The sequence below is a fragment of the Arthrobacter sp. TMN-49 genome (assembly GCF_054511095.1).
Genome location: NZ_JBTNDH010000001.1, coordinates 65,486 through 91,620 on the forward strand (window position 1 = coordinate 65,486; position 26,135 = coordinate 91,620).

General features: G+C 63.1%; 25 protein-coding genes, 1 tRNA gene and 1 riboswitch. Of the genes, 15 read left to right on the plus strand and 11 right to left on the minus strand.

Annotated features, from left to right (window positions below):
- Positions 1-157: 157 nt before the first annotated feature.
- The gene (locus ACX80E_RS00265) at positions 158-1,045 is read left to right on the plus strand and encodes an ABC transporter ATP-binding protein (RefSeq protein ID WP_459299374.1); all 888 of its coding nucleotides are present in this window, start codon (positions 158-160) and stop codon (positions 1,043-1,045) included.
- A complete protein-coding gene (locus tag ACX80E_RS00270) occupies positions 1,042-3,078 on the plus strand; it encodes a YhgE/Pip family protein (RefSeq protein ID WP_459299376.1) in 2,037 nt (678 codons plus the stop codon). Before ACX80E_RS00265 ends, ACX80E_RS00270 begins: the two co-directional genes overlap by 4 nt.
- On the opposite strand, the gene ACX80E_RS00275 is transcribed toward ACX80E_RS00270, so the two are convergent.
- The 4 genes from ACX80E_RS00275 to ACX80E_RS00290 all read right to left on the minus strand — a co-directional run bounded on the left by ACX80E_RS00275 (position 3,075) and on the right by ACX80E_RS00290 (position 6,962).
- The gene (locus tag ACX80E_RS00275; RefSeq protein WP_459299378.1) at positions 3,075-3,596 is read right to left on the minus strand and encodes a SixA phosphatase family protein; all 522 of its coding nucleotides are present in this window, start codon (positions 3,594-3,596) and stop codon (positions 3,075-3,077) included. The genes ACX80E_RS00270 and ACX80E_RS00275 overlap by 4 nt on opposite strands.
- 167 nt (positions 3,597-3,763) lie before the next feature.
- Positions 3,764-4,597, minus strand: coding sequence for a winged helix-turn-helix domain-containing protein (locus ACX80E_RS00280; RefSeq protein WP_459299380.1), 834 nt, complete (start codon positions 4,595-4,597; stop codon positions 3,764-3,766).
- 640 nt (positions 4,598-5,237) lie between these two features.
- Entirely contained in the window at positions 5,238-6,503 is a 1,266-nt protein-coding gene (locus tag ACX80E_RS00285) for an MFS transporter (protein WP_459299382.1), read from the minus strand.
- Positions 6,504-6,962 (minus strand): MarR family winged helix-turn-helix transcriptional regulator, encoded by a 459-nt coding sequence (locus ACX80E_RS00290; RefSeq protein WP_459299384.1) that lies wholly within the window; start codon positions 6,960-6,962, stop codon positions 6,504-6,506. It abuts the gene before it with no gap.
- Between the two features lie 200 nt (positions 6,963-7,162).
- Positions 7,163-7,359, plus strand: a riboswitch (cyclic di-AMP (ydaO/yuaA leader).
- Between the two features lie 2 nt (positions 7,360-7,361).
- Here ACX80E_RS00290 and ACX80E_RS00295 point away from each other — a divergent pair.
- Positions 7,362-8,090, plus strand: coding sequence for an aggregation-promoting factor C-terminal-like domain-containing protein (locus tag ACX80E_RS00295; protein WP_459299386.1), 729 nt, complete (start codon positions 7,362-7,364; stop codon positions 8,088-8,090).
- Positions 8,091-8,112: 22 nt separating this feature from the next.
- Entirely contained in the window at positions 8,113-8,901 is a 789-nt protein-coding gene (locus ACX80E_RS00300) for a formylglycine-generating enzyme family protein (RefSeq protein WP_459299388.1), read from the plus strand.
- A gap of 107 nt (positions 8,902-9,008) precedes the next feature.
- Here ACX80E_RS00300 and upp read toward each other — a convergent pair whose 3' ends face one another.
- The gene (gene upp, locus ACX80E_RS00305; RefSeq protein WP_459299390.1) at positions 9,009-9,647 is read right to left on the minus strand and encodes a uracil phosphoribosyltransferase; all 639 of its coding nucleotides are present in this window, start codon (positions 9,645-9,647) and stop codon (positions 9,009-9,011) included.
- Between the two features lie 22 nt (positions 9,648-9,669).
- Between upp and tadA the strand changes: the two genes are divergently transcribed.
- Entirely contained in the window at positions 9,670-10,164 is a 495-nt protein-coding gene (tadA, locus tag ACX80E_RS00310) for a tRNA adenosine(34) deaminase TadA (protein WP_459299392.1), read from the plus strand.
- Between the two features lie 11 nt (positions 10,165-10,175).
- Here the strand turns inward: tadA and ACX80E_RS00315 are convergent, their stop codons facing one another.
- Together ACX80E_RS00315 and ACX80E_RS00320 are read right to left on the minus strand one after the other, a co-directional pair.
- Positions 10,176-10,643 (minus strand): hypothetical protein, encoded by a 468-nt coding sequence (locus tag ACX80E_RS00315; RefSeq protein ID WP_459299394.1) that lies wholly within the window; start codon positions 10,641-10,643, stop codon positions 10,176-10,178.
- Between the two features lie 15 nt (positions 10,644-10,658).
- Positions 10,659-11,834, minus strand: a complete 1,176-nt coding sequence (locus ACX80E_RS00320; protein ID WP_459299396.1) for a DNA glycosylase AlkZ-like family protein — start codon at positions 11,832-11,834, stop codon at positions 10,659-10,661.
- An 80-nt stretch (positions 11,835-11,914) separates the two neighbouring features.
- Between ACX80E_RS00320 and ACX80E_RS00325 the strand changes: the two genes are divergently transcribed.
- Positions 11,915-12,004, plus strand: a tRNA-Ser gene (locus ACX80E_RS00325).
- A gap of 331 nt (positions 12,005-12,335) precedes the next feature.
- On the opposite strand, the gene ACX80E_RS00330 is transcribed toward ACX80E_RS00325, so the two are convergent.
- Positions 12,336-13,070: a FadR/GntR family transcriptional regulator gene (locus tag ACX80E_RS00330; protein ID WP_459299398.1), complete on the minus strand. Its 735-nt coding sequence runs from the start codon at positions 13,068-13,070 to the stop codon at positions 12,336-12,338.
- A 191-nt stretch (positions 13,071-13,261) separates the two neighbouring features.
- Between ACX80E_RS00330 and ACX80E_RS00335 the strand changes: the two genes are divergently transcribed.
- On the plus strand, positions 13,262-13,786 hold the full coding sequence (locus ACX80E_RS00335; protein ID WP_459299400.1) for a gluconokinase: 525 nt from the start codon (positions 13,262-13,264) through the stop codon (positions 13,784-13,786).
- An 85-nt stretch (positions 13,787-13,871) separates the two neighbouring features.
- Entirely contained in the window at positions 13,872-15,275 is a 1,404-nt protein-coding gene (locus ACX80E_RS00340; RefSeq protein WP_459299402.1) for a GntP family permease, read from the plus strand.
- A 510-nt stretch (positions 15,276-15,785) separates the two neighbouring features.
- On the opposite strand, the gene ACX80E_RS00345 is transcribed toward ACX80E_RS00340, so the two are convergent.
- Both ACX80E_RS00345 and ACX80E_RS00350 read right to left on the minus strand, forming a co-directional pair.
- Complete coding sequence (locus ACX80E_RS00345) at positions 15,786-15,968, minus strand: hypothetical protein (RefSeq protein WP_459299404.1); 183 nt, start codon at positions 15,966-15,968, stop codon at positions 15,786-15,788.
- A gap of 439 nt (positions 15,969-16,407) precedes the next feature.
- Positions 16,408-18,750 (minus strand): coiled-coil domain-containing protein, encoded by a 2,343-nt coding sequence (locus ACX80E_RS00350; protein WP_459299406.1) that lies wholly within the window; start codon positions 18,748-18,750, stop codon positions 16,408-16,410.
- Between the two features lie 736 nt (positions 18,751-19,486).
- Between ACX80E_RS00350 and ACX80E_RS00355 the strand changes: the two genes are divergently transcribed.
- Positions 19,487-19,735: a type II toxin-antitoxin system Phd/YefM family antitoxin gene (locus tag ACX80E_RS00355; RefSeq protein WP_459299408.1), complete on the plus strand. Its 249-nt coding sequence runs from the start codon at positions 19,487-19,489 to the stop codon at positions 19,733-19,735.
- Positions 19,732-19,998, plus strand: coding sequence for a Txe/YoeB family addiction module toxin (locus tag ACX80E_RS00360; protein ID WP_459299410.1), 267 nt, complete (start codon positions 19,732-19,734; stop codon positions 19,996-19,998). The genes ACX80E_RS00355 and ACX80E_RS00360 overlap by 4 nt, the downstream gene beginning before the upstream one ends.
- Positions 19,999-20,175: 177 nt before the next feature.
- Here the strand turns inward: ACX80E_RS00360 and ACX80E_RS00365 are convergent, their stop codons facing one another.
- Positions 20,176-20,937: an NUDIX hydrolase gene (locus tag ACX80E_RS00365; RefSeq protein WP_459299412.1), complete on the minus strand. Its 762-nt coding sequence runs from the start codon at positions 20,935-20,937 to the stop codon at positions 20,176-20,178.
- Positions 20,938-21,017: 80 nt separating this feature from the next.
- Between ACX80E_RS00365 and ACX80E_RS00370 the strand changes: the two genes are divergently transcribed.
- The 5 genes from ACX80E_RS00370 (at position 21,018) to ACX80E_RS00390 (ending at position 26,112) form a co-directional block, all read left to right on the plus strand.
- Entirely contained in the window at positions 21,018-22,061 is a 1,044-nt protein-coding gene (locus ACX80E_RS00370; RefSeq protein ID WP_459299710.1) for an SPFH domain-containing protein, read from the plus strand.
- A gap of 8 nt (positions 22,062-22,069) precedes the next feature.
- Complete coding sequence (locus ACX80E_RS00375; protein WP_459299414.1) at positions 22,070-22,966, plus strand: diacylglycerol kinase catalytic domain-containing protein; 897 nt, start codon at positions 22,070-22,072, stop codon at positions 22,964-22,966.
- Between the two features lie 206 nt (positions 22,967-23,172).
- Positions 23,173-23,910 carry a response regulator transcription factor gene (locus ACX80E_RS00380; RefSeq protein ID WP_459299416.1) on the plus strand — a complete coding sequence of 246 codons (738 nt, stop codon included), beginning with the start codon at positions 23,173-23,175 and terminating at the stop codon, positions 23,908-23,910.
- Positions 23,901-25,460, plus strand: coding sequence for a sensor histidine kinase (locus ACX80E_RS00385; protein ID WP_459299418.1), 1,560 nt, complete (start codon positions 23,901-23,903; stop codon positions 25,458-25,460). The genes ACX80E_RS00380 and ACX80E_RS00385 overlap by 10 nt, the downstream gene beginning before the upstream one ends.
- A gap of 28 nt (positions 25,461-25,488) precedes the next feature.
- Positions 25,489-26,112, plus strand: a complete 624-nt coding sequence (locus ACX80E_RS00390; protein ID WP_459299420.1) for a hypothetical protein — start codon at positions 25,489-25,491, stop codon at positions 26,110-26,112.
- Positions 26,113-26,135: the final 23 nt, after the last annotated feature.

Consider the following 26,135-nt stretch of genomic DNA (forward strand, 5'->3'; position numbering starts at 1 on the left):
CAGGCCGCCTTTTCCGTGCCCGGCGCGGCGGGGCGACCCCGATCTGGGCCCACTGATGTGGAAAGGTGACTGGTGAGTGAATTCGTGCAAATTTTACACCGACTCGTCAGCACTGCTAATTTGGTGCAGCTCACCCCACTTTCTAAGGAGCGCCCCCATGCTCACTGCTCACCGGCTGCACATCGATGGGCGCAGGCACACACTGTTGCCGGCGACCTCAGTGGAGGCGCACCGCGCGCACGTGCTCCTTATTCAAGCTGACGGCCAGGAACGGCGCACGGCGCTGGCACTGGCCTTGACGGGCCGCATGAAGCCCTCCACGGGCACGGTGGCCTTGGGGCACGACGGTTCGATGGCGTCCCTACGCCGACGCAGCGCCATTGTGGACGCCCCCGACGTCAACGCCCCCGAGAACCACCTCACCGTCCGCTCCCTGACCTCGGAGGATCTGGCGCTGGTTCCCGTCAAGTTCCGCGACCGCACGCGCCCCACCGAATGGCTGGTCAGGCACGGTTTCCGTGACATTTTGGAGCAATGGGTGGAGGAACTTGAACCCGTCAGGCTCCTGCACCTGCAGCTTGAACTGGCGCTGGCCAACAAGGAAGTTGATTTGGTGGTGGTGGACTCCCCCGACCGCCACACAGCAGATGTCGCCGCCTGGCTGCCCCTGCTGGAACAGACGGCCACCGGTGCCATCGGCCTGGACCCCGACGCTCCTGCTGACGCCCCGCTCCGACCCGTGGTGGTGATTGGTGTGGTGGGCAGGCTGCCCGATGACTGGGAGGGGGCTGCCGCTGTTGCCGGAAATGCCCGTTCCGGGGCGGAGCCCGACGGCGTGGAGGCCCCTGCCGCTTCGGCTGCGGCTTCCAAGGAAGCCGCGTCCGAACCCGAGGAGGCGGGGAGCCAGCCCGCGGAGGACGGGACCCACCCCGAGGAGGCCGCCAGCGCCCCGGCTGACGTGGAATCTGCAGCAGCCGGTGAACCTGCCGAAGCAACCGAAGCCACCGCCACAACACCAAAGCACACCACGGAGGAAATCCTGTGACAGTCTTCCGATTGGCATTGTCCGAGCTCAAGCGCATGACAGGTGGCCTGCTGCCCAAGCTCACCATCGTGGCCATCGTGATGGTGCCGCTGCTCTACGGTGCCGTCTACCTTTACGCCAACTGGGATCCGTACGGCAATCTCGATCAGCTCAAGGCCGCCGTAGTCGTCCAGGACGAGGGCGCCGTCACCCAGGACGGCAAGGAACTGCACGTCGGCAAGGACGTGGCGGCAAACCTGGTGGAGGGCCACAAATTCGACTGGCGGCTGGTGGACACCCCGGCAGAGGCCAATGAGGGCGTGAAGAACGGCGATTTTGCCTTTGCCTTGGTGATTCCGAAGGAATTTTCAGCCAATCTGGCCTCGCCGGAGAATTTTGACTCGGCCACCCAGGCCATGATGAGCGTGACCACCAACGACGCCAACAACTACCTGTTGACCTCCATTGTGGACAAGGTGACCACACAGGTCCACGCCACAGTGGCGCAACAGGTGGGCCAGCAGACGGCCAATTCGCTGCTGAGCGGCTACGGCACCATCCATGCCCAATTGGTGAAAGCCGCCGACGGCGGCAAACAGCTCGCCGACGGGGCCGCCACCCTGGACAAGGGCGTGGGGACATTAAAGACCGGTACCCGGGACCTCCTGACCGGCACCAATGACATGGTGGCAGGGCAGACAAAGCTCGTCACGGGCACCAAACAGCTCCAGTCGGGTGCCGCAGCCCTGGACAAGGGTTTGGGACAGTTGGAAACCCAAACGGCACAGCTGCCTGAGGACACCAAGAAACTCTCCGACGGTGCCGCCGAAGTGGCGGCCGGCAACGCTGCCTTGAATGCCAAGGTCCAAGGCGCCATTGGCACGGCCGGCGAGTTGGATACCGCCGCAACGTCTGCCATCAATGACAAACTCGACAAGCTGGTGAGTGACGGAATTCTCACCGCCGAACAGGCCACGAAGATCCGTACCTCGCTGGCATCGACAGCCACGAGTCCCACCGTCACCGGGGTGAAGAATCAGCTCGCCACGGACGCCGCAGACATCCAGAAGCTGGCCGACGGTTCCGCTGCTGTTGCCGACGGGGCCGCGAAGCTGGCCGGTGCCACACCTGCCCTTACGACGGCGATTGCCCAGGCCCATGCCGGGGCTGGGGAACTGTCCACGGGGGCCGCAACGCTCGCAGAGGGACAGGGCGCTGCCCTGGATGGGGCGAATCAGCTGGCAGCCGGAGCCACGAAGCTCAACACAGGGGTCGGTGATCTCAAGACTGGCTCCAACAAGCTGTCCACGGGCGCTGCCGATCTGTCCACCCAAATGCACAAGGGTGCCGGATCTGTGCCGGATCCCACCGACAAGGACAAACTCAACGCCTCGGGCGTCATTGCCGACCCCATCCGGGTGGATTCGATCTCGCAAGCCAAGGCCGCCAACTACGGTTCCGGCCTGGCGCCGTTCTTCCTGGTCCTGGCCCTGTGGATTGGTGCGTTCATGCTGATCCAGGTCATGCGGCCACTGACAGTGCGGGCGCTGGCGTCGAACGCGCCGTCCTGGAAGATTGCCCTGGGCGGCTGGTTGCCGTTTGCCACAGTCGCTACGGGCCAAGCCTTGTTGCTGTATGCGGTGGTGAAGTTTGGTTTGGGCTTGGAGCCGAGCCATCCGTGGCTGACCCTGGGCCTGTTGCTGCTGGCGTCGCTGGCGTTCACGGCCCTGATTCAGGGAATTGTGGCCCTTCTGGGCACCCCCGGGAAGTTTGTGGTGCTGATCCTTCTGGTGTTGCAGCTGGTCTCCTCCGGTGGCACCTTCCCCTGGCAGACCACGCCCGAACCGCTACACATCATGCACCAGATCCTACCCATGGGGCATGTGGTCGAGGGCATGCGGCACCTGATTTACGGAGCTGAGCTGGCACCCTTGATACCCGTTGTGCTTGGCCTGCTGGGCTATACGGTGCTGGGCCTGCTGTTTGCCTGGGCCGCCGTCAACAAGAACAAGACGTGGACGCTGAAGACGCTGATGCCGGAGATTGAGGCCTAGCGGGGCACCACAAAATTGCTCAGCTGGGCATCCTGGCCGTCAAGGGTGGCCCAGTCCCCCGTGTAGTCAAAGACGGCAAAGGCACTGGTGGGGAAGCCCGACGCCAGGTCCATGTACGCGTCCTGATCCGAATCCCGTGAAGCCAACCGCAGAGCCAACGACTGGACGCCCGGCATATGGCTGATCACCATGAGCGTGTTCACGGTTTCCGGCACACGGTTGACCACCGAGAGCATCGAGCTTGCCCCGGCAGCGTAGAGGGCACTCTCGAGCTTGGGCGTGGGCGCCTTGTCCGCCAATTGCTGGCACACCCACGTGCACGTTTGCCGGGTCCGCAGGGCTGAGGAGCACAGGATGAAGTCGGGGACCACGGCGTTCTCCACCAACCATTTGCCCGCCAGCGGGGCTTCAGTGTGGCCACGCTGGGCCAGCGGCCTGTCGTGGTCTTCCACGCCCAACGGAAAAGCCGCCTTGGCGTGGCGCATCAAGATCAACTTTTTAATGTGGTGTTCACTCATGTTCACAGTTTAGTGACAGTTAAAGAAGTACGACGGCGGTCCGCGCACCTAAGGTGCGGCAACCGCCGTCGTACCGTTGAAACTTGTAGTGATCGAGCTGGGCCCACGCGCCCGAGGGGCCCCAATTGCAGACGCGCCAGAGGCTGGAATTGGGGAGGGCGTGGGGATCAGATGGAGTATTCCGGCGCAGCCCAAACAACCACTTCGGGGTGCTCGTAGAAACGGTAGCCTTCTCCGCGGACGGTGCGGACGGTGTTGGCCAGACGGCCCAGCTTGGACCGCAGGCGGCGGATGTGGACGTCGATGGTGCGCTCGTTGGGCACTTCGTCAGCGTTGCTCCACAGGCCTTCCAGAAGTTCGTCGCGGCCCACTGTCCGGGTGCCGTTCTCCACCAGGTAGTTCAGCAGCTCGAACTCCTTGAACGTCAGGTTCAGGGTGTCCCCGTCCAAGTGAACCTCGCGGCGGGCCAAATCGATCAACACGCCTGTGGGGCGCTGCTCAGCGACGGGAATCCGCACTGCTTCTTGGCGTTGGCGGCTAGCCACCGTGGGGTCGCCAAAGGTGGAGCGCACCACGTCCAGGGCTGTTCCGACAGCGTCCGACGGCGCAATCGCCACCGCCGCGTAGCTCTGGGCTTGCGGAACAAGGGTTTGGGCGTAGGCGCGGATGTCCTGGGCCAGTTTCGCCAAGGACGTGCCGGCCGCGGCGGCCGTGTCCTCATCCACACCGACGTAAAGGACAAAGCCACGTGCCACATTGTCCGGGCTGACACCGCGCAACTTGTCACCGCCGGCAATAACCGCGGTGGGCGCCGTCATGGGGTGCCCCTCAGCGGCGGGGACAACACGCAGCCGGGATGCAGTAGTGGCCATGTCGGGGTGGTAGGCGCCCGCATAGCCGGGGTGCTCGGCAGGGGCCAAAGAACCCTGGCCGGTGTTGCGAGCAACCGCCTTGGCGGCATTTCGAACAGAGATGTGGACATATCCGGATGCTACTGACATTGAACAACCTAAGGTGTATGGCCGTACTTGACGGCGCGAATGCTTCCTTCAGCTCTGAGGATCCAGAACTTTATTGCCCTATAGAGAAGGGCCGACTCAGGGGCCAAGGCCTGAAATATGCCACGTCTTGCTTCTTCCCCCAGTGGCTTCCAGGTGGTGCGATCTAGGCCTGCATTCGACAACCTCGCAATAGCCGTCCCCTCGCTTCGAGGCGGGCAATTGCTGCGGCTGCAGAATTCACTGAGTAGGTGTTCACATAAGTCAGTGTCCTACGTAATAAAGCAAACGTGCAAGTAACAAAGGCCCGAAACGTCCACCATGTGAGATTACGCGCTGCTTTGTGATCAATTCTACATTGTCATTTTGCTCTCAGTTTGCTGCAAAATGACGAATTGAGTCAAACATAATCATCGTGAACGCCGAATTCGCATGCATAAATTCAGCGGTATCCGTGTTTTTGCCAATTATGTTCAAGCGGCGTTCTGGCACGATTACTATGCCTCCGACAAGTCCGCACCGGAGCCCAGTCTGCTCCCAGTTTTCTACGCTAGGTAAACAAAGGTTTACCCGGCGTCAGCTTGTTGGCAGCCCTTCTCGCGTGCCGGTGGCCCCGTCGCAGCCGGCCGTCAGCGGTCCGCTGTCAGCGATGGAGTCCGCGCGCCAGCGTAAAGGGGCGGAGAGCCCCAATTTGCTGCCGCAGCGTGACGTTGTTGCGCCTGTTCAGCATGATGAGGGCAGCCAGCCCCGCGAGAACTGCCACCACGGCGCCCATGCCCAGCGACCAGCGGGCGCCGAATTCCGTGGCAATCCAGCCCACCAGCGGGGCACCAATGGGCGTTCCGCCCTGCATCACCACCATGTACACGGCCAGCACACGTCCGCGCATCGCGGAGTCCGTTGTCAGCTGCACGGTGGTATTGCACGCGTTCATGAACGTCAGTGATGCCAGGCCCACAGGGACCAGCGCAATCGCGTAGAGGACAAAACTTGGCATGAACGCGGCCACGCCCACCGTTACACCAAAGGCCAGTGCGCCGCCCACGATGTACAGCATGCGCATGGTTTTGCGCCGGGCGGCCAGCAACGCCGCGGCCAGCGTGCCGATGGCCATCACCGAGCCAAGGAGTCCGTACTCCCCCGGTCCCACCTGGAAAACAGTTGTGGCCATGAGCGCGTTGGTGATCTGAAAGTTCATTCCAAAAGTGGCCACCAGGAACACCAGCACCATGATCATCATCAGATCCGGACGATGCCTGATGTAGGCGAATCCCTCGCGAATTTGCCCCTTGGCCCGGGGTACCCGCACGGCCGGAATGAGCTCGTGGGTGCGCATGCGCCACAGCGAAATGATCACCGCGGCAAAGCTCGCCGCATTGATCAGGAAGGCTGGCCCAGTCCCCACCAGCGCAATCACCAGACCGGCGACGCCGGGGCCTGCCAAGCGAGCCAGGTTAAAGGAGGCGCTGTTCAGTGCCACGGCGTTGGGTATGTCCACTTGAGTGACCACTTCGGAGACAAACGCCTGCCGTGACGGGGCGTCGAAGGCGCTGGCCACGCCCAGCAGGGTTGCCAACACATAGACGTGCCACAGTTGCACGGCCCCCGTGACCACCAGCACTCCCAACAAAAGCGCACAGAGTCCCATGGCTGTCTGGGTGATGAGCAGCAGTTTCCGTTTATTGACCCGGTCTCCCAGAAGTCCCGCATAGGGTCCAAGGAAGACGATCGGCAAGAACTGCAGGCCCGTGGTGATGCCGGCGGCTGTGCCCGAATGATTGGTGAGCACGGTCAGCACCAGCCAGTCCTGGGCAACCCGCTGCATCCACGTGCCAATGTTGGACACCAAGGCGCCAGTCACCCAGAGCCGGTAGTTAAAGACCTTCAGTGCACGGAACATGGAACTCATTTATGCGCTCATCTCCTGCAAGATCAGTGCCGCCTCGTGCAGCGTGGTCCTCTGGTCGGGGGTGAGAGCGGCCACGCGTTGGGCCAGCCACGCCGTTCGCTTGGAGCGTGCCCGTAGCAACGCAGCAGCCCCCGCCTCGGTGATGTGAACCAGCACCTGACGCTTGTCCTGGGGATTCTCCTCACGGCTCACCATCCCGGACGCGGTCAGGGCATTCACAATCCGCGTCATGGAGGGCGCTTGTATTTGTTCCCGCGCGGCCAGATGGCCCACCGTGTGCGGCCCCTGCAGCACGGCCGCCAGAACCGAGTACTGCCCGGGGCTGATCTCCCTCGTGGCTGCCTCGACGCGCAGCCTGCGGGAGGTGTGCATGATCGCCACCCGCAGTTCGGCAGCCAGGGGCGCCACCCCGATGGGCTTGCGCGCCGGCGTCGTCCTACTTAGGGAAGTTTCAGTCATCACGTGTCAGCTACCTCAAAAAAAGTTCTGTACTCTCAGTTACCAACCCTAGATCGTTAGCATTGCTAAGTAAATGCCAGATTGCTCACTTGCTACAAACGTTGTTACCAAAACGTGACATGGTGGGGAGTTTGGGTTATTGTGAGATTTGTGCCCGCTGAATCATCCATGGTTCTTGGCGCAAATGGACGGATCGCCGAGCTCTGCCGCCGCCCATTTCCCTCCATACCCATGGCAGAGACGGGGGACCCAATCTTTGCGGGCCTTCCACCTGGAAGCCCTTGGGGTTAAGCCAACGCAGTTCTTGCCGGCAGTGCACTCTGCCCGTGATTCCTGTGTGGCCGGATTCTCTAGTCCGTTCCCGACAGCTCACCTCGCAGGCGTAGAGAGGCTACAACTATGTCTGCATCACAGCAGCGCGGCCGTCGTCGCGCCGATTCGGCCCGCCGACCGTCGCTTTTTGGCCAGGCGGGCGCCAAAGCCGGAACACACTCCGTCAGTAAGACCACCTCCCCCGTGACTGTCGCAGCCAGGTACCTGGCCGCCGTGGCAGTCGTGGGCGCACTGGTGGCAGCCGGATCCGTGGCCCAGTCCGGGGAGAACACTGTTGCCGGCCAGGGCAACACCAGCCTGGTTTCTGCCGTGGACAGTTCAATTCCGGCACCGGCCGTATCAGTGCCACTGGACGCCGCCATCAGCTTCCCCGGCCTCTCCGTCAGCTCCTCGCCGTCGGCCGCTGCAACACCTGTCGCCGTCAAGGCCGAGCAGGTCAAGACCGTAGCTCCGAGCAAGTCCGCTGCCCCGAAGGCCGTTGCCGTCGATGACCCCGCAGCAGCTCAGGCCTACGCCGCAACACAACTGGCCTCCTTTGGCTGGGGCGCGGACCAAATGAGCTGCCTCACCCAGCTCTGGCAGCGCGAATCCGAATGGCTCACCTCGGCAGAAAACGCCTCGAGCGGGGCCTTCGGCATTGCCCAGTCTCTGCCCGCTGAGAAGATGAACAGCGAAGGCAGCGACTGGAGCACCAACTACCAGACCCAGATTCGATGGGGCATGGGCTACATCGAAGAACGGTACGGTTCACCCTGTGGCGCCTGGGCCCACTCCGAATCCGTGGGCTGGTACTAAACAACTTTTCAGAGGAGGCACGGTGGCTGGTGACGTTTCGGGCCTGGCGGCACTGGCCCTGATGGCGATTCCGGCCGGCAACATTGCCCTCCGCGATGCCCGGACAGGCTCCGCCCGGGAGGTTGCGCTGCTGCCGTTCGCCCTCGGCCGCACGCAGGTTACCGCCGCCGCCTGGCGCTCCGTGATGGACGACGCCGGTGCCTCACCGCTCCCTGCCGGCGTGCCTATGCATCCGGTCACGTGGTTTGACGCCGTTCGGTGGTGCAACAGGGCGTCTGCCGTGGCCGGATATGCGCCGGTTTACAGCGTGTACGGCCGTGAGGTGAACTGGGATCTTGGCGCCGACGGCTACAGGCTGCCCACCGAGGCCGAATGGGAATGGGCGGCCAGGGCGGGGACACTCACCCCCACGTACGGTTCGCTGGCGAGCATTGCCTGGACGGCAACGGATGAGGTTCAGGGGCCGCAACCCGTTGCTGGGAAAGCCGCAAATGACTTTGGCTTGTTTGACATGATCGGCAACGTTTGGGAATGGTGCTGGAACTACGCTGACACGGCCCGCTACGGCGAATACAGGAGCCTGCGGGGTGCCGGCTGGGACGATCCCTCGTGGAGCGCCCGGGCATCTGTCCGTCGTGGCAGCGCACCGGATGCCGTCCTGGAGGATGTGGGCTTCAGGGTGGCCCGCGGTGCCGTTGGTGACGCCGGCGGCGCGGCAGCGCAGGGCTGGTCGGCAGCGGCCGACCAGCTCCGAGCCGCCATCAAGGGGCCGTTGCCCGTTGGCTGGACGCCATTGCGTTCGCTGTTGTAGGAGGCTCCTTGCGAAGAATGCCGCTGTTTGAAGAAAATGCCACGTTTTGCCCTATGCCGTTTCCGCCAAACGGCGGCATTTTTGGGAAGTGGGGCCGGGGTTGGGGACTATTCGGCTACGCCGTAGAGGCGGTCACCGGCGTCGCCCAGTCCGGGCACAATATAAGCGTTCTCATCCAAGCCTTCATCGATCGAGGCAAGGACCACATGCACGTTGTCGCGGTCGCCGTGGGCGGCCTCAAGCTTGGCCAGACCCTCCGGTGCGGCCAGCAGGCAGATACACGTGATGTCCGCGGCGCCGCGCTCAAACAGGAACCTGAAAGCCTCGATCAAGGTGCCGCCGGTGGCCAGCATGGGATCCAGAACGTACACCTGGCGGCCCGTGAGGTCCTCGGGAAGACGCTCGGCGTAGGTGACGGCCTCGAGGGTTTCCTCGTTGCGGGCCATACCCAAGAAGCCGACCTCGGCTGTCGGCAGCAGCCGAGTCATGCCCTCCAGCATGCCCAACCCGGCGCGCAGGATCGGCACCACCAGGGGTGTGGGCTTACTCAGTCCGGTACCCACGGTGGAGGTCACGGGTGTCTCAATATTGACCGGCTCGACGCGCACTTCGCGCGTCGCTTCATAGGCCAACAATGTGACAAGTTCTTCGGTCAACTGCCGAAAAATGGGGGACGGAGTGTTCTTGTCCCGAAGAACGGTCAACTTGTGGGCAATTAGCGGATGATCCGCAACCAGTACGCGCATGAATAAAAGCTACCATTGAGCCGTGCCCAACACCGAGAAATCTGACCCAATCGAGACCACCACCACGGCTTTACACGCCCAGTGGATGGGCATTGCGCTCACCGAGGCACGACGGGCCTTGACCACAGGGGATGTCCCCATTGGCGCCGTCGTCCTAGGGCCCGACGGCGAAATCGTGGGTTTGGGGCGCAACGAACGTGAGGCGCACGGGGACCCTACGGCGCATGCCGAGGTGGTGGCGATCCGTGAAGCGGCGGCGAAATTGGGTTCCTGGCGGTTGTCGGATTGCACGCTGGTGGTCACCTTGGAGCCGTGCACCATGTGTGCCGGGGCCATTGTGTTGGCCAGGGTCCCGCGCGTGGTCTTCGGGGCGTGGGATGAAAAGGCCGGGGCCGCGGGATCCGTTTTTGATGTTCTGCGCGAACGCCGGCTCAACCACTGGGTTGAGGTGTTTCCAGGTGTGCGCGAGGACGAGTGCGCCACGCTGTTGAGGGACTTTTTTAGCGGACACCGCTGACCGGCGGCCCGTTAGGGCGCAATCTGGAGCGGCCGTGACGGCAACAGGCAGGATACGAGTTGGACGTCCGTGTCCCCCACGGCGCCCACGCGGTTGTTCCGTCCGGTGTCATCGCACCAGTCCAGGTTGTACGGGTAGGCGGACACCATGCCTTGGCCGCTTGCAACGGTAGCCGGGAGGTCAACGACAGCACTGAAACCGCCGGCGTCGTTCATGGGCGCCAGCACCTCCACGACCTTGGCGCCGGAACCGTCATGGACCTCCAGCTGGATCTGGGCGTTCTCGCCGTACCGCGGGTTGCAGCTGGCATCGTCGGCCCTGATGGTGACGCTGCCGCCGGGCTTGGCCGTTTCGGGGCTCAGTGTGTACGGCGGCGGCAGGCACGGCTGTGACACCGCCACCGGCGGCGGTGTACAGGCGGCCACGGCCGGGCCGGCCATCCCGATCGAGGCAAGCGTCACCACTGCCCGCAGCCACACCGGCCTGACCACTGTTCAGCCCGCCGCGTTGAGGTCGTCAATCCGCTTCTGCCGGCTCGCGGGCGAATCCAGACTGAAGGTGCGGAAGTCGCCTAGGTCCTCGCGAATGAACGCCTCAACCTCCCGAATTCTTTGCCTCACGGCACTGCTCGGAGCGTGAAAGAGCCGGTGGGCAATGCGCTGCTCGCCGGGATCGTACTGCCACAGGCCAATGATGCGGCTACGGTCCACGATGGGGTGGTCCGGCAAGTCCGCCTGGAGCGACAGTTTTGCATCGAGGAACTCCAGATCTGCGTCTTCGTCCGCAACGTGCTCGGCGGCGTTGCGGCGCAGCAGGAACAGCGAATCACTGCTGGCAAGAAGCTGGATTTGCTCCTCCTTGGGCGCTTGAAAGTCAGCTGCATGCTCGGCATCGGCCGGCAGCATCCACAGCCCGTGCGCCTCCACTGCCTGGGCGGCTGCGAGCGCGGCCTTAGTTTGCGCGACGGTAAATGCGGTGAACCATTGGGTTTGTTTGAGCGTGGTTCCCCCTGTCCAGGCAAGGTAGTTTTCCATCAACGTGGCGCGGGCCTGTTCGGGTGATTCTGCCGCAGCGGGAAGACCCCAGACGGTGTAGGCGTAGCGTTGCTGGTCGAGCCGGCCGTTGACGGGGACCCTGCGGATGCGGCCGTCGGCCTGCAACAGGCCCAAGACTGTGGGCAGCGTGGTGGAGGCACCCTTCTTCTTGCCTTCTTCCCCCAGGCTGCGCACGGCATCGCCCAGCAAGTCCTTGAGTTGCTGGGGATCCAGCGGCCCCTCACCCTGGGCTGCGGCATCCTGCAGGACCTGCAGGGTTTGCGCTTCAAGGGCGTGGACTTCCTCGCGGGCCACACCCAGCCTGTCCAAGACCTTCAGGGTGGACTCGGCAGCTGGTTTTCCGAGCGTCAGCGCCCACGCAAAGTCTGCTGCGCCCAGCACATAGGTGCAGCCGCGCGCCGTCGGAAGTTCATGGATGCGCAAGGCCACCACATCGGCGTCGGCCTCTTCCCGGCGAATGCCCGCGCGGGAGAAAAGTGCCTGGTAGGGATTGGCGCCGCCGATGGACCGCGCCCACCCGGCCCTGCTCAACACCTCTGCGGCGCTGCTGTGCGCCAACGATCCATCGAGACCTTGTTTGTGCCAGCTCCAGGCACGTCGCATCGCGCTGTCCATAGGGCTATCTTGCACCATCTGCGGGCACCGGTGGGGTTCATTTTTGTTGTGGGGCTTTGAACCGGTATTGTTGACGCGTTGGTGACGTGTCCGAGCGGCCGAAGGTGCAACACTCGAAATGTTGTTTAGGTGAGAGCCTAACGTGGGTTCAAATCCCACCGTCACCGCCAATGCGCAAGGCCCCTGCTTCCCTTTGTTTACAAGGAAAGTGGGGGTTTTGCTTTGCCCGAAATTGGGTCAATTGGCAAAGAATTGGCAAAGCTTTCATATGGCACCCTCCCACAGCTGCCGGCGGTTCCCTCGGTAGACAGACTTCCTGAGGACACCGTGCGCCCTGCCAAGGGCCTGCCACGAGACAACTGACGTTGCTCGGGCACTCCCTGAGGAATCCGTTCAAGCGCCAGCTAAACCCGCGCGGTCACCTACTCCGGACGGCGCCTACGGGCCCTTTGCACGAGCCCCTATTTGCAGGCTACTCACGTACGCGGTGGCCGGGAAGAGTCAGCGCAGGCCCATCGCGTTCCGGACCTCGTCCAGGATGTGGTGGACGGCGGCCTCCGCCATCACAGCGTCACCGCGGGCCACCGCCGCCGCAACATCCTCGTGGGCCTGTAAGGCTTCGTTCCGCGGCTTGAAGGGCATCAGGCCCTGCCTGGTCCTGCTGGTGAGCACCTCGGCCACCATGCCTTCGAGCGCCGTGAACATCTCATTGCCGCAGCTTTGGAGCAGCAGGCAGTGGAACTCGATGTCCACCGCCAGGAACGCCTCGAGTTCGCCGGCTTCGCCCAGCCGCCTCAGCTCTGCAGCCAGGAAGACCAGCCTGGCCCGTTCCGCGGCGCTCGCCCGGCGGGCAGCGCCGGCAGCAGCAATGGGCTCGACGGCGATGCGCAGCTCCGTGAGGCTGCTGTACTGAATATCGCGCTGGACAGAGCCCAGGCGCCAGCGCACCAGCTTGGGATCAAAGACATTCCATAGCCTGCGCTCCTGGACCACGATGCCCACCCGCCGGCGCGAATACACCAGGTTCATGGACTCCAGGACCTTCATGGTGTCCCGCGAAACGGTGCGGGAAACGCCGTACTCCTGTTGGAGACCTTCAAGGGTCAGCCGGCTGCCCGGAGGAAGGTTCCCTGCCGCGATGGCGGAGCCAACCGCCTCGAGAACGCGTTCGTGCATGGCGGGGGAAGCCCCGCCGTCGTGCGCGTCATCCGCGTCCGGTACTGTCGCCGTCGACATCTTTCCTGCTTTCCTCTGCGCTTGTGCGCCCTTCAATCGTACCGACAAATTTGCAAAGGTATGACTTGTGACACTAAAAGATAGTACCTATCACCTGAAATGGTGATACCTTATCTTCCAGCGCACTTCATTGTGAGATGCGCAACGAAATCTCTTCATTTGGCCAACAGCGTCTTCTTCGGAGTTAAAATATGCACTATCCAGCCACACACCTGGTGGTGATGGGCGTTGCCGGTTCCGGCAAGTCCACCATCGCGGCAGCTCTTTCCCAGCAGCTTGGTTGGGCCTGTGCCGAAGCGGACGAGTTCCACCCGCAGTCCAACATCGACAAGATGACCCGGGGCATTCCCCTGCAGGACGAGGACCGCTGGCCCTGGCTGCGGGAAATCCAGGGCTGGATGACCGCCCGTGCCGCTGCCGGGAAGAGCACCGTGCTCACCTGCTCCGCGCTCAAGCTGAGCTACCGTCAGCTGCTCTCCGAAGCCAAGGGCCGGGTCCTGTTCATCCACCTCGACGGCGGCGCCGACCTGATTGGCCAGCGCATGCAGGGCCGCGAAGGCCACTTTATGCCGCCTACGCTCCTGCCCAGCCAGCTTGCCACCCTGGAACCGCTGACCGGCAACGAACTTGCCGCCGGCAGCCTGCGCCTGGATATCTCCAGGTCCCCGGAGAAGATCGTCACCGCCGTGCTGGCTGGCCTCACGCTTCCCGTCTAGGCGGAGCTCAGCGACTGCCGAGCTCGGCCACCGAGCCGGCCCAATTTTTCCCCAATCCCCAAGTAGTTCTGTTCAAAGGAGAACCATGGTCATCGAAGGATGGACCCAAACGCTGGGCGCAGGACCTCTGCTGCTCATCGCCGCGGCATCGATCGTCGTGCTGCTGTTCCTGATCATCAAGCTGCGGATGCACGCACTCGTCGCCCTGATCGTAATCAGCCTCGCCACCGCATTCGCCACCGGAATCCCCGCCAACCAGGTGGTTCCTGTGCTGATCAACGGGTTCGGCACAACCCTGGGCACCGTGGCGCTCCTCGTGGGCCTGGGCGCCATGCTCGGCCGCATCGTTGAGACCAGCGGCGGCGCCAAGGTGCTGGCCGACTACCTGATCGGCGTGTTCGGCGAAAAGCGGGCCCCGTTCGCCCTGGGCCTCGCCTCCCTGATCTTCGGGTTTCCCATCTTCTTCGACGCCGGCCTGGTGGTTATGCTGCCCGTCGTGTTCGCCGTGGCCCACCGCTTGGGCGGGGGAGTGCTGCGCTACGGCCTCCCCGCCGCCGGCGCCTTCTCCGTGATGCACATCTTCCTGCCACCGCACCCGGGCCCGGTCTCCGCCGCTGCCTTCTTTGATGCCAACATCGGCCTGGTCCTGATCGCCGGCCTCCTCACCGCCATACCTACCTGGTACGTCACCTCTTACCTGTTCGGCCTGTGGGTCGGCAAGAAGCTGGTCCTCCCGGTCCCGGCCATCCTGGGCCAAGCCAGCGCCGAAGCCGAGGCCCACCCGCCACGCTTCCGCACCATTATCGGCCTGCTACTCCTGCCCCTTGTCCTGATCTTCATCAACACCGGCCTGAACACCCTTGCGTCCTCCGGCGTGCTGTCCGAAGAGGTCAAAAACGAGCAGTGGTTCCAGGTCCTGCGCACCATCGGTGAAACCCCGGTCGCCCTGCTGATCGCCGTCCTGGTGGCCGTTTATGTCCTGGGCACCCGCCGCGGCAAGGACGCCGGCGCCATAGAGAAACTGCTCGAATCCTCGCTGGGCCCGGTCTGTTCGGTCATCCTGATCACCGGTGCCGGCGGCATGTTCGGCGGAGTGCTCCGCGCCTCTGGCATCGGCGCGGCACTGGCCGATGTCCTGGGTAACCTGGGCATTCCACTGATCCTGGCAGGCTTCCTGATTTCCGCCATCCTGCGTATCGCCCAGGGTTCCGCCACCGTGGCCCTGACCACCACCGCCGGCCTCATAGCCCCAGCCGTGGCCACCGCCGGCCTGGCTGGCATGCAGGTTGCCGCCCTGGTTATCGCCGTGGCAGCCGGATCCGTGGTGGTCTCCCACGTCAACGACTCCGGCTTCTGGCTGGTGGGCCGCTTCTTCGGCATGGACGTCAAGACCACCCTGAAGACCTGGACCGTCATGGAAACCCTGATCGGCGTCATGGGCTTCGCCATCGCCGCGGTCATATTCCTGCTGGCCGGTGTGGCGGGTTAGCGCTGCACCTGCCAGCCACGGCTGACTGAAGTACGACGGCGGGGCGTCCAGAGAAATTCCGGGCGCCCCGCCGTCGTCGTACTACTGGGGCGCCAGGCTGTGGCGACTCCGTTGGCCAGCTCCAGGACACCCTTGATCGAGATGGGAAAGACCAGCCATTTCGAGGGCCTGATCTGCTGTGAGCGGCTCGTCGTCGGACCTGCCCTCAGCCGTGGCATGATCCGCGTAAAACATGAGTCCGCCCTGATTGGTCCAGTGAGAAGTAATCAACCATGTGTCGCCTCGTTGCGATCGCCCCATCTATTCCCCGGAGTACTCAGGGTCAAGGGGCAATTGTTCAATATCCCATTCTGTCATCGAGAGACGCTAGCCGGCAGGCGGGTTGACCTGTTCCCGGTACCGGTTCTCAAGCTGCGCGACGCCCATGGCTAGAGGTCCTTTCGATTCCCCCGAAAAATGAAGATGCCTCAACCAAACGGTGGGGGCATCTTCGCTTTGCCGGAGAAGGTGTTAAGGCGCTCCAGAGAGAAGCGATTCAAACCAGTTCTTGAGCTCATCAGCCCCGATAATGGGCCGGGATGTTGGGTATCGTGCCACGAGCTTACCGGCCCTGATGTGGGCCCGGATGACGTCCGCGCTCACTCCGTACGTTGCGGCAGCATCCTGGACCGTGTAGGCGAGCTTTTCAGTCATTCTGTTGCTTCCCTTGATCTAGCACTAAATCCGAATTTTCTTCAACATTTGAGCAACCCGATTCCGCCGCTCACGGCTCCAAGGTTCGACAGGCCCAGAGATCATTGAAGCGCGTATCTCGCTGATCTGAGAGGGACTGAAAAGGTATCGCCCACCATCCCTGAGATGCGGCCACAACCTACTGTTAGCCCGACGCCGGACTGTATCCTCTGAACAGTGAACCATCGACGCGACTTCCGCGAGGGTGTGAAGGGGGAAATCGTCCATGGACGCACCCTGATTTCCATGGTTTAGCGTGATGATAATTCCCCTAGATTCAAGCGAAGTGGCGCATTCAACGGGATAATATGAGACTTCAAATCCCACCGTCACCCCCAATGCGCAAGGCCCCTGCTTCACTTTGTTTATAAGGAAAGCGGGGGCCTTTACTTTGCCCCGATCAAGCCGCACAGCCACCGAGTGCGATCAGGCTGTCAATGGCCCCGATCTGCCTCTGCACCGATCCCAGCTGGTCCTGCAGGCCCTTGACCAAGTCCTTTTGAGACTTGACCGAGTCCCTGTTGGATTTCTTCTGGGCCTCCAGGTCACGAAGAACTGCCTGCGCGGTGGTAATCTGCCCGTCCAGCGACGTGAGCTGCCCCTGCAGCGCCGCCAGCGCGGCGTCTGCAGCGGTGATCTCACCGCTGAGGGAATTCAGCTGTACCAGCAACGGCGCGACCTGTCCCTGCAGCGCCAAAACATCGGCCTCCTTCGCGGTGATCTGCGCATTGATCCCCGAAAGAATTGCGAGCAGTTGATTCACTGCGATATTCAGGGCGGCAATGTCGCCCTGCTTGATGGCCACGGACGCGTTTGCATTGTCCACCGCTTCCTGAAGCGCCGGCAATTCGCCATTGAGTGTGTCAAGTTCGGCACGCTTGGCGGCCACGGCCCCCTCGGCCGCCACCGCAGCGTTCTGGGCGTCGACCAACTGGCCCTGCAGACTCCCCAGCACGGACTTTTGGGCATCAATTGCGGCGTGGGCTGCTGCCAGGCCCTCGGTCAATGACGGCAGCGTGGCCTCAAGTGCGGCAACCGTTTGTTCCTGCACGACAACAGCGGCCTTGGCGGCATCCTCAGCTTCCTGGAGTGCCGGCAGCTGACCCTGCAGGTTGCTCAGCTCCCGTGCCTTGTCGGTCGCGGACGCGTTTGCGACGGTTACGGCAGCCTGAAGGACCGGGAGCTGCCCCTGCAGCGTTGCGATGTCTCCCTGATTGACGGTGACCGCAGCGTTCGCCGCGTCCAAGGCGGCCTGCAGCGGAGCGGCCTGCTGCTGCAGTGCGCTGCTGTTCTGCTGTTCGACCTGCAGCTGGGAGTTCAGCGCGGCGACGGCGGACTGCAGTGCTGTCAGGTCGCCCTGGTAGGCGGCGATTTCGCCTTCCTTGGCTGTGATCTGGGTTTTGACGGAATCAAGTGAGACCTGCTTTAGGTCACGCTCGGCAATGAGTTCCTGCTTTTTCCTGCTGTTGCTGGTGGGCGGAAACTCGGTGGCAATCCTGTGCTCAAGCGCGGCGATCTCGGCGGAAAGCGTGGCCGCGTTGGACTTCAATGTGGCCAGGGCACCCTGCGCCGTCGCAAGCTGCGCCTGCTTTGCAGCAACGCTCACGTTGCCCGCATTGATCTGCCCCTGCAACGTGGCAATGCTCGCGTTGGCGGCGGTGATCATCGCCGTGTTCTCGGAAACGGCGGCAACTGCCTCATCCGCCGCCGTCCTCAAACCAGCCAGCGCGCCCTGCCCCTGGGTAATCTCTGTGTTCTTAGCAGTAACGGCTTCCGCCGCGGCGGTAGCGGCGGCCTGGAGGTTTGTCAGTTCGCCCTGTGCCTGTGTGATCTCGCTGTTCTTGACCGCGACTACTTCCGTTGCGCTGGTGGCGGCAGTCTGGAGAGCTACCAGAGCTGCTGTCGCCTCGCTCACCTTAACAATCTGGGCGTCGAGTTCGGTCTGGGCTGCGGTGCCGAGGCCTTCCAAACGTTTGAGCTCGGCTGCGGCGTCCGTGACAGCCTGGGTCGCGGTTGCGACGGCGGCATCAGCGGCATCGGCGATTCGATCCAGCTCGACCAATGCGGTCTGGGCGTCGACGATCTGCGTGTTCTTGGCAGCGAGCTTGGCGGCAGCACCGCTGGCGGAGTCTTGCAGCGTTGCGAGTTCGCCTTGCGCAGCACTAACTTCGGCCGTCTTGGCCGCCACCTGGTCGGCGGCCGCCTGGGCTTGGGCGTTCAGCTGCTCCACAGCGGCTTGGCTGGCCTCAAGCTGTGACTTCAGGGGCGTGAGCTGGCCCTGCACCGTGTCCTTCTCCGAATTCAAGTTCGTGATGGCTGTTTCTGCTGCAGCAATGGCCTGTTGGGTGGTTGCCTGCTCCGCCTGAAGCGCGGCCAGATCAACATTTGCGGCCGCCAGCTCGGTGTCCAGCTGCACTCCCTGCGCTTCAAGGTTGGCGATCGCCTGATTCCCGGCCACAACCTGTGCGGCGAGACCATCGGCGCTGCTTTGAAGCTGAGCGCGCTGGGCCTGCAATTGTGTGATGATGGCGGCGTTCTTCTTTGCGGCGGCCTTCAGCAAGTTTTCCTGGACCACTCCGCGGTGGGCCAACTGGTTGGTGACTCCGTTGCAGATGCCCCCTGATGGGCTGGAAGCGGCCGTTGCAGGAGGCGCAAACACCAACATACTGGTGACAACACCAGTCATGATGGCAGCGCTGGCCAGTCTGCGCGAGGAAAAGGACGCAGTTCTTGTCGTGTTCATGGAAACCCCCAGGGCTCGTGGTGATGCAGGAGTACATCGCTGCACTCAGCCGGCGGCCAGTGCACAAGGATCAGGCTATGTAGCCGCCGCAGGGAATACGCGAGTGGCGACTACTTGCTTTTTTCACGGAGTACTTGTTTGTGCCAATAGGCGCCGCCGCTACCTGCCGCGGAGACGCAGGGCACATCGAGAACACGCCCCGGAACAGTTCAGTAAGAGCCACTGCGGACCGGGCACCCATCAGGACCGTTGACTGGGTGCTTTCCAGGCATGGCAGGTCACCAAAATTTCAGCCCAACCTGTCAACGAAACCTTAGTCAGACCCAATACTTGTGAGAAGGTGCCAATGGGCGTGAAGTAGCGTGACCATATGGACCGTTTCTGACCGGAACATCAGCGGTTTTCGCGATTTTCCGAGTAGCAGCAAGAGGGTGCGATAGGGGTTCAAATCCCGCCGTCACCGCCAATCAGCAAGACCCCTGTTTCCCTTTGTTTGTAAGGAAAGTGAGGGTTTTGTTTTGCCTAGGGAAAGGCCAGGGGTGTCGCTGTCTAGGATTCGCCCTTCTTCGCCGGTGCGGCAACGGCCTATTTCAGGAGCCAAACTCCGCCCTTCAACACGGTCATGGCTTCAGGCCATGTGGGCCGCGTTCGCCGTTCCTTAGCCTCACTTCCAGCCCGATCCACGCCAAGACAGAACCCCTAGTGGTACCATATTCAGTACAACTTGGAGGAAGCAATGGCGATAACAGCAAGTGATGCCCGACGCGACCTTTTTGGCCTCATCGAGCGCGTCAATCTCGATCACACTGAAGTCGAGATCATGTCAAAGCGCGGATCTGCTGTCCTGATGTCGAAGGATGAGTACGACTCACTGGTGGAAACGAGCTACCTGCTGCGCTCACCGAAGAACGCGCAACGCCTGCTTTCAGCGCTGGAGTCGGCCCGTGAAGGCAACATCGTCGAGCACGGGCTTATGGAACCTTGAGCGGACGCATTCTCGCCTGGACAGCCGAAGGGTGGGAAGACTATCTGTTCTGGCAAACTCAGGACAGGAAAACCCTCAAGCGCATCAACACCCTCATTGAGGACGTCCTCCGAGATGATCCTTTCGATGGAATCGGAAAGCCGGAGCCATTGAAACATGCTCTGGCTGGCGCCTGGTCCCGACGCATCGACGAGGCCAACAGGCTTGTTTACATTGCAGATGATCACCACGTGACAATCCTGCAAGCCCGCTACCACTACTGACGTGGCCCTTAACTGCGCAAGGCAATGGCGGCACTGAAGCTGTGATTGTCGAATCATGCATAATCTGTGCGATTCTCAAGGAATCCCTGCGTGATGCCCAATTTTGATGGCGCCGGCGAAGCAGACGAAAACTCAGGAAATCGCAGTGGACCTCACCGGGCATGATAGGCGCCAGCCTCAGCCGTGCGGCCGCATGAGCGGCGGGTTGAGGACGGCACGCGTGGGCCGACCCGAAGCCGGAAGGGCGGCCGGTGCTAGCCGGAACAGCGATGCGGGGCGCCCGGCGTCGCCCGTCAACACCCGTCCCGTGTCTTCCAGGAAGCCGGGCGTACCGGTGGCCTTGCGGTGGAAATTCCGGGGATCCAGACGGGTGCCCCAGACGGCTTCATACACGGCGCGGAGCTGGGCGATGGTGAATTCCTCACCGCAAAACGCCGCCCCCAGCGGCGAGTACTCGAGCTTCGACTTTGCCCGCTCTACGGCGTCGTCGAGAATCTGCCGGTGGTCGAAGGCGAGCAACACACTTTCGTCCAAAACCTGGCCGACCGGATACCAGGCAGCATGCGCGGCGTCGCTCCCGGCAGACAGGACGGGAAAGTTCGGCGCCAGCAGCAGATGCGCCACCGTGAGCACATCCCCACGAGGGTCGCGCCCCGGCGGCCCGTAGCTCCCCAACTGCTCCATATGCCCAGGGACCTGCTGGACGCCAGTCTCCTCCACCAACTCGCGCCGCGCCGCCGTCACCAGGTCCTCGCCAGCCAGCACAAACCCGCCCGGTAGTGCCAGTTGGCCCTGGAAAGGCTCAACGAGGCGCGTAATAAGCAGCACGTGCAGGGCGCCGGCGAGGATGGTGAGTGCGACGACGTCAACGGTCACCGGAAAGCGAGCAGGCGCCGGGTAGGAATCAGGCATGAACCTATCGTAGATACTTATCGTCATATTGACAATAAATAAACTCTGGTCCTATAGTTTAATTATCGTCAAAGTGACGTGAAATGTTTGAGATTGAGGAGCACCCCATGGCCAGCATCAAGCGCTACCCCTGGATCAGCCACTTCCTGGGTAGCCCCACCGGATACGTGGTCCACCTACAAAAGGGCTCAGTCAAGCACCAGGGCGTGGGCCAGGCATTCTGGTTCCGGCCGGCAAATTCCGTGCTGAGCGAGGTTCCCGTTGACGATCAGGAATTGCCCACCCTCTTCCACGCCATCACCCGCGACCACCAGGACGTCAGCGTCCAGGCCAACGTGACCTACCGCTTCATCGACCCCGTCTCCGTCTCCAGCCGTCTCGACTTCGGCCTCCAAGGCGCAGGCTCACCGCCCGCCGCCGGCAAGGAGCAGGTGGCCACCATCATTGGCCAGCTCTGCCAAAGCCACGCGATCGACCAAATCGCCGCAACCACATTGGCGCAGGCACTGGAACACGGCGTCAGCCAGCTCCGCAACGTCCTCACCGAAGCCCTCCGCACGGACAGCAGGCTCCTGTCCACCGGCATCGAGATTCTCGGCGTGCAGGTTCTGGCAGTCCGCCCGGACTCCGATGTGGAACGCGCCCTGCAGACCCCGGTCCGGGAACAGCTCCAGGCCGAAGCCGACCGGGCAGTATACGAACGCCGGGCAGTCGCCGTCGAACGCGAACGGACCATCTCCGAAAATGAAATGGCCAGCCAGATCGAACTGGCCACCCGGCGCGAAAACCTGGTCACCCAGGAAGGCACCAACTCACGCCGCGAAGCCGAGGAGCGCGCCGCCGCCGGACTCATCCAGGCCCATGCTGCGGCAGAACGCCAGGGAATCAGTGCCACCGCGGAGGCCAACCAAGTTCGCATCGTCGGTGCAGCCGCCGCAGCCACAGAAGCCGCCACCATGGAGGTCTACCAGGGCATGGACCAAGCCACCTTGCTGGCCCTCGCCTTCCGCGAGGCAGCCGGATCACTGCCCAACATCGGCAACCTCACCATCACACCGGACCTCCTGAGCGGTGCACTGGCCGGGCTGTTCAAGGAAGCTCCGGCAGCTCAGCCACAGCCAGCCACTGTGGCAGCCCGCAACGAAAGGTAGCTCCCGTCATGCCCACCCGCCGCCTTGTCATTGTCTACCGGCGCACCGAGTTACAGGAGCTACTGGACCGGCACGCCACCCGCGGTCAGGCCGAGTTCTTCCTGCGTACCCGCGGCCGCACCATCAACGACGTCCAGGAGCGCCATGAGCATCTCATGGCCGCCTTAGCCACTGTCCGCGCGGCCATTCCTGCCGAGTGGCGCCGTGCCGAGGTGGAACGTGCAGACCTCAGCAGGTTCATGCTCACCTCCGAGGACGTCATAGCCGTGGTGGGCCAAGACGGGCTCGTGGCCAATGTGGCCAAGTACCTCAACGGCCAGCCCGTGATGGGGATCGACCCCGAACCCGGCGTAAATCCGGGCGTCCTGGTCCGGCACTCTCCGGCAGCTGCCGCCCGGTTGCTGCAGGTCCTGAACCAGACAGGGGGCTTGGAACAGTTGCGCTGCGAGGAACTCGCCACCGTGACGGCCCGGCTCGACGACGGCCAGGAACTCTCCGGGCTCAATGAGGTCTTCATTGGGCATGCCTCACACCAGTCGGCCCGCTATCAACTCACGACGGCGGACGGCCGGACCGAGCGCCATTCCTCCTCCGGGCTGATCGTGTCCACGGGCACTGGCGCCACTGGCTGGTGCGCATCCATCGCGCTGGAACGTGGCGGGCGCGCCCTGCCGGCCCCCACATCACCCCAGCTCGCATGGTTTGTTCGCGAGGCCTGGCCCTCCCCCATCACCGGCACCTCCCTGACCGAGGGCGTGCTTGAACCCGGCGAATCCCTGCGCATCACGGTGGCTTCCGACCAGCTGGTGGTGTTTGGTGATGGCATGGAGGATGACCGCCTGACTGCCTCCTGGGGTCAGGAAATCAGCGTCCACGTGGGCGATCGACCGCTCCGCATCCTGTAAGTTCTTGTTGAAAATGCTGACTTCGCTAAAAATGCCACCGTTTGACGGAAATGCCATAGTACAAACGGTGGCATTTCCGTCAAACGGTGGCATTTTCCCCAGTGGCCGCAGCGGAGGAGATTTCGGGCCGCCACTGGACCAGAAGACACAGAGAACACTCGGGCACTACTCAGTTAACGTCGGGGTGGATGCCAGAGAATAGGTACATGGCTCTTCCAACTCCAGCATCAGCAACTCCTAAACTCAGCCGGGCAGACGGCGAACCCATCCGCGCGCTGGTGGTGGATGACGAACCAGAGCTGGCCGATTTGATGCGCCGGGGCCTGGAAGTATCCGGCTGGGAAGTGGCCGTGGCCCACGACGGCTTCGAAGCCGTCAAGACTGCCCGCGAGTTTATGCCCGACGTACTAGTCCTGGATGTCATGATGCCCGGCATGGACGGGGTGGAACTGCTCCAGCGGATCCGCAACATTTACCCCGAGGTGCCGGCCCTGTTCCTGACGGCGAAGGACGCCGTGGCGGATAAAATCACGGGCCTCCAAGCCGGCGGCGACGACTACGTCAGCAAGCCGTTCAGCATGAAGGAAGTCCTCCTGCGCCTGCACCGGATCGTCCAGCGTTCAGGGATCACAGCCCCCCAGTTCGCGCTGCTGAGCGTGGGAGATCTGACCCTGAACAAGGACACCAAAGTGGTGCAACGCGCAGGCGTGGACATTACCCTGACCACCACAGAGTTTGAGCTGTTGAAGTACCTCATGGAGAACCCCCGCCACGTGTTGAGCAAGTCACGCATTCTGGACCGGGTGTGGAACTATGACTTCGGCGGCCAAAGCAACATTGTTGAGCTCTACATCTCCTACCTGCGCAAAAAGGTCGACGCCGATCAGCAACCCATGATCCACACCGTGAGAGGCTCCGGCTACGTGATCAAGCCATGCCTTTAAACAGCGCCACTCTCACCAAGGCCAGGCAACTCCTCCACCCGGGCACCTGGCCACTAAGTACGCGCCTGGTGGCCATCATGTTGGCCCTGCTGACGGTCATTTGCGCGCTGGTGGGCATGGTCAGCTACACGACCCTGAGCGTCACGGTGAACTACCAGCTCGACTCCTCCCTGCAGCAGGCAGCCGGGCGCACCACAGCCTTCTACACGGGCTCCAGCCAATCCGCCACCGGCGCGCTGGCGGACCCGCTCAACGCCCGTGCCACCAGCGTCGGCCAGCTCAGCGCCGTCTTGAGTGACGACGTCGTCCGCTACGCAGGCATCCTCTCCAACTCCGGCACACCGCAAAAACTGACAAGCGCCGACGCCAACATCCTTGCCGGGCTGTCCACCAACGGTGAACTCAGCAGCAAGACGCTCTCCATTGGCGAATACCGGCTGCAGGCACATGCGGCGAACGGCGACACCCTCATCACCGGCCTGCCCCTGGCCGCCACCAAACAAACCCTGTCCACGCTGGTGTTGTCCATCGTGCTGGTATCGCTGGCCGGGCTCATGGTGCTGGGGTGGGCCGGCACGGTCATCATACGGCGCAATATGCGGCCGTTGGCGCAGCTCTCAGAAACCGCCACCAACGTTGCCACATTGAGGCTCGACGCCGGTGAGGTGGCCTTGAGCGCGCGGGTCCCGGACAGTGCAGCGCGCCCAGGCACCGAGGTGGGCAATGTGGGGAACGCCTTCAACGCCATGCTGGACAACGTTTCCCGCGCCCTGGAAGCCAGGCAGCACAGCGAAACTAAGCTTCGCCGTTTCGTGGCCGACGCCAGCCACGAACTCCGCACACCGCTGACAGCCATTCGCGGTTACGCCGAGCTGCTATCCATGACCGAACAGCTGAGCACAGACGGGCAAACCTCACTGAGCCGGGTGCAGGATCAATCGGTGCGCATGAGCCGGCTGGTGGAGGACCTGCTCACGCTGGCACGCCTGGATGAGGGCCGGCAGGGCACCACGGCCGGAGCGAAGGTTGGCACACCGGCCGCCCCCGTGGATATGACTCCGTTGGTCATGGAGGCCGTGAGTGATATTCAAGTGGTCAGCGACGACCATCAGTGGACTTTCACGGTGCCCGACGAGCCGGTGGATGTTTTGTGTGACGATGCTGCGCTGCGCCAGGTCCTGCTGAACCTGCTGGCCAACGCCGCCAAACACACCCCCGCCGGGACGGCTGTGCACACCTCCTTGTCGCACGCCGCTGACGGCAGCTGCGTGCTGACGGTCAGCGACAACGGCCCAGGGATCGACCCGGCATTCGAGGAAATAATCTTTGACAGGTTTTCCCGCGCTGACCAGGCCCGCACGGCCGCCGCCGGCAGCACCGGCTTGGGGCTGAGCATTGTCCAAGGGTTGGTTCGTTCGCACGGGGGTGCGGTAAGTGTGGCCAGCACGCCCGGCCACACCACTTTCATCGTGCGCCTGCCCGGCGTGGCTCACCTCGGGACATCTGGGGAAACTCATGGTTCACGGGACGGCCGTTCCTCGATAGGATAGGACGGTTATCCGAGTCGAAGGGAGCAGTGTGCGCAACGCCCCCTTCAGGTTGCTCCGAACAGTGTTCGTCGGCGCCACAGTTCTTGGCTTGGCAGCAGGGGCACACCTTGTGGCTGGTGGATCCTTACCCGCACCAGCCATCATGGCAGCCCTCCTGGCACTGCACGTGCTCTGCTCAACGGTTGCCACCCATTTCCGGCTGGCACTGCCAGCCATGATGATCCTGCTCGGCAGCAGCCAAGTGGTATTGCACCAGGTGTTTGAAAAACTCTCCTCCAGCGCCACGGCGGGCCCCGGCTCGGCGGGCCCGCATCAGCACACCATGTCCGCCGAGGAGAACGCCGCCGCCCTGCTGGTCTCCGCGCAGGCGGTGGCAACTCCGGGCATGGACCACATGAACCACGCCGGGGCAGTGTCGGGCTGGATGTGGGCGGCCCACATCATAGCCACAGTGGCCGCAGCCGCCCTGCTGGCCTACGGCGAAAACGCGCTCTGGTCCCTCGCGCACTGGCTCCGACCGCTCCACAAGTCCCCCGCAGCGGTCCTTGCCCTGCCAGCCCAAGCTGCGCGCCCCGGCGTCATTCCACGCCCCCTCCCCCGCCGCCCGTGGCGGAATCTGCGCCCCGACACGCGGCGCGGCCCGCCCGCATAGGCAGCAACCTTCTCCTAGCACCC

What these genes read in the sequence shown, in the direction of transcription:
- ACX80E_RS00265 (WP_459299374.1), top strand. Translation starts at nt 158, where the DNA reads ATGCTCACTGCTCACCGGCTGCACATCGATGGGCGCAGGCACACACTG.
- ACX80E_RS00275 (WP_459299378.1), bottom strand. Translation starts at nt 3,596, where the DNA reads ATGAGTGAACACCACATTAAAAAGTTGATCTTGATGCGCCACGCCAAG.
- ACX80E_RS00280 (WP_459299380.1), bottom strand. Translation starts at nt 4,597, where the DNA reads ATGTCAGTAGCATCCGGATATGTCCACATCTCTGTTCGAAATGCCGCC.
- ACX80E_RS00285 (WP_459299382.1), bottom strand. Translation starts at nt 6,503, where the DNA reads ATGAGTTCCATGTTCCGTGCACTGAAGGTCTTTAACTACCGGCTCTGG.
- ACX80E_RS00290 (WP_459299384.1), bottom strand. Translation starts at nt 6,962, where the DNA reads ATGACTGAAACTTCCCTAAGTAGGACGACGCCGGCGCGCAAGCCCATC.
- ACX80E_RS00295 (WP_459299386.1), top strand. Translation starts at nt 7,362, where the DNA reads ATGTCTGCATCACAGCAGCGCGGCCGTCGTCGCGCCGATTCGGCCCGC.
- upp (WP_459299390.1), bottom strand. Translation starts at nt 9,647, where the DNA reads ATGCGCGTACTGGTTGCGGATCATCCGCTAATTGCCCACAAGTTGACC.
- ACX80E_RS00320 (WP_459299396.1), bottom strand. Translation starts at nt 11,834, where the DNA reads ATGGACAGCGCGATGCGACGTGCCTGGAGCTGGCACAAACAAGGTCTC.
- ACX80E_RS00330 (WP_459299398.1), bottom strand. Translation starts at nt 13,070, where the DNA reads ATGTCGACGGCGACAGTACCGGACGCGGATGACGCGCACGACGGCGGG.
- ACX80E_RS00335 (WP_459299400.1), top strand. Translation starts at nt 13,262, where the DNA reads ATGCACTATCCAGCCACACACCTGGTGGTGATGGGCGTTGCCGGTTCC.
- ACX80E_RS00340 (WP_459299402.1), top strand. Translation starts at nt 13,872, where the DNA reads ATGGTCATCGAAGGATGGACCCAAACGCTGGGCGCAGGACCTCTGCTG.
- ACX80E_RS00345 (WP_459299404.1), bottom strand. Translation starts at nt 15,968, where the DNA reads ATGACTGAAAAGCTCGCCTACACGGTCCAGGATGCTGCCGCAACGTAC.
- ACX80E_RS00350 (WP_459299406.1), bottom strand. Translation starts at nt 18,750, where the DNA reads ATGAACACGACAAGAACTGCGTCCTTTTCCTCGCGCAGACTGGCCAGC.
- ACX80E_RS00355 (WP_459299408.1), top strand. Translation starts at nt 19,487, where the DNA reads ATGGCGATAACAGCAAGTGATGCCCGACGCGACCTTTTTGGCCTCATC.
- ACX80E_RS00365 (WP_459299412.1), bottom strand. Translation starts at nt 20,937, where the DNA reads ATGACGATAAGTATCTACGATAGGTTCATGCCTGATTCCTACCCGGCG.
- ACX80E_RS00370 (WP_459299710.1), top strand. Translation starts at nt 21,018, where the DNA reads ATGGCCAGCATCAAGCGCTACCCCTGGATCAGCCACTTCCTGGGTAGC.
- ACX80E_RS00375 (WP_459299414.1), top strand. Translation starts at nt 22,070, where the DNA reads ATGCCCACCCGCCGCCTTGTCATTGTCTACCGGCGCACCGAGTTACAG.
- ACX80E_RS00380 (WP_459299416.1), top strand. Translation starts at nt 23,173, where the DNA reads ATGGCTCTTCCAACTCCAGCATCAGCAACTCCTAAACTCAGCCGGGCA.
- ACX80E_RS00385 (WP_459299418.1), top strand. Translation starts at nt 23,901, where the DNA reads ATGCCTTTAAACAGCGCCACTCTCACCAAGGCCAGGCAACTCCTCCAC.